The 1,516-nt window shown below is 66.0% G+C and carries 2 protein-coding genes; one reads left to right on the plus strand and one right to left on the minus strand.

Features of this window, described 5'->3' with window-relative positions:
• The first annotated feature begins 59 nt into the window (after positions 1-59).
• Entirely contained in the window at positions 60-989 is a 930-nt protein-coding gene (locus MUO23_14060) for a GNAT family N-acetyltransferase (protein MCJ7514075.1), read from the plus strand.
• Positions 990-1,045: 56 nt separating this feature from the next.
• Here MUO23_14060 and MUO23_14065 read toward each other — a convergent pair.
• A partial coding sequence (locus MUO23_14065) for a sortase (protein MCJ7514076.1) occupies positions 1,046-1,516 on the minus strand: 471 nt, incomplete at its 5' end.

Here is a 1,516-nt window from a genome sequence, read left to right on the forward strand (position 1 = left end):
CTGACAGACAGAGTGCGGGCCCCAGGTCGTGAACGTGGGGTCCTCGCAGGAGAGCATGCGTGCCCGAGAGAATGAAAGTCCCCGTCACCGCCCATCTATTCCTGGTGAAGGCAGGGCAGGTGCTGCTGCTGCGGCGTTTCCAGACCGGCTACGAGGACGGCAACTACAGCGTCGTGGCGGGGCATGTGGATTCTGGCGAGACCGTCTACCAGGCCGCCGTGCGCGAAGCCGAAGAGGAAGTGGGGGTGCGTATTCGAGAGCGCGACCTGCGTGCCGTGGGTGTGATGCAGCGCAAGTCCAACGATGAGCGCGTCGATTTCTTCCTGGCCGCGCCGACGTGGGAAGGCGAAGTGCGCAATCAGGAGCCGGACAAGTGCGACGACCTGATGTGGCGGGACCTGGACGACCTGCCACCCAACACCATCCCCTACATCAGGCGAGCCATCGCCAACTACCGGGAGGGCCGAACCTTCGACGTCCATGGATGGGAGGCTGCGCCCACAGAGGTTCCCGTGCGCACATCCGAGGCGAGTGCCCGCGTTGTGGTTCAGCCCGCATCGGAGGACGTTCTCGACGCGTGGGTCGGCTTGAGGGCACGGCTGTGGCCCAGGGAACCGATCGAATTGCACCGGCGAGAGGCGCGAGCTTTGCTCGACGATCCGCAGAGCAACATGTGCTTCGTGGCCAGCGTGCCTGAGGCCGGGGCAATCGGGTTTCTCGAAGTCAGTCTGCGCGCCTGGGCGGAGGGATGCCGCACCCAGCCCGTTGGCTACCTGGAAGGGTGGTTTGTCGTGCCGGAGCGGCGCCAGCAGGGCGTGGGGGCGGCGTTGGCACAGGCGGGGGAAGCCTGGGCACGTCGGCACGGCTGTCTTGAGATGGGGTCAGACACCGAGGTCGACAACGACGTCAGCTGGCTGGTCCACCGTCGGCTGGGGTACCAGGAAGTCGAGCGCTCGGTCAGCTTCTACAAGCGCCTACAGGATGCTTGAGGCCCTTCTTGACTCAGCGCCATTGCCCGCGGGCCTGCGCTTGGAGCGGCTAGATGCTAGCGGCCTCGCTCCATGGCTGGCGGAGCGGACACCGCCTCGCCGTCGACTTCCATCAGCACAGCTCGCACCACCCGGCGTTCCCGGTAGGTGTCGCTCTTAGGATCATAGCCCTGGCAGGTGACCAGCGTGACCCAGGCGCGAGCCTCGTGACGGAAGATCGAGGAGTCCGAGGGCTTGACCACCGATACCTGGCGCACCTCGTAGTGGTAGCGCTCCCCCCAGGCATGCACGAAGACTGCGTCCCCATATTCGAGCTGCCCTAGCCGGGCGAACGGACCGGGAAGTCCACTGGCCACCACGACATGTCCGGTGATCACGCTGTTCCCCTTCCAAGTCGGGAAGGCAGTCCCTTCCAGATAGCCAGCGAGATCGCCGAGCCAGGTGACATCCCAACCTTCGGCCTGCCGCGGGACGCCGGTGATGGCCCGCCGAACGCCGAGCGCCGGGATTTCCAGCCACAGGTCGCC

The sequence above is a fragment of the Anaerolineales bacterium genome, from assembly GCA_022866145.1.
Classification (GTDB): Bacteria; Chloroflexota; Anaerolineae; order Anaerolineales; family E44-bin32; genus PFL42.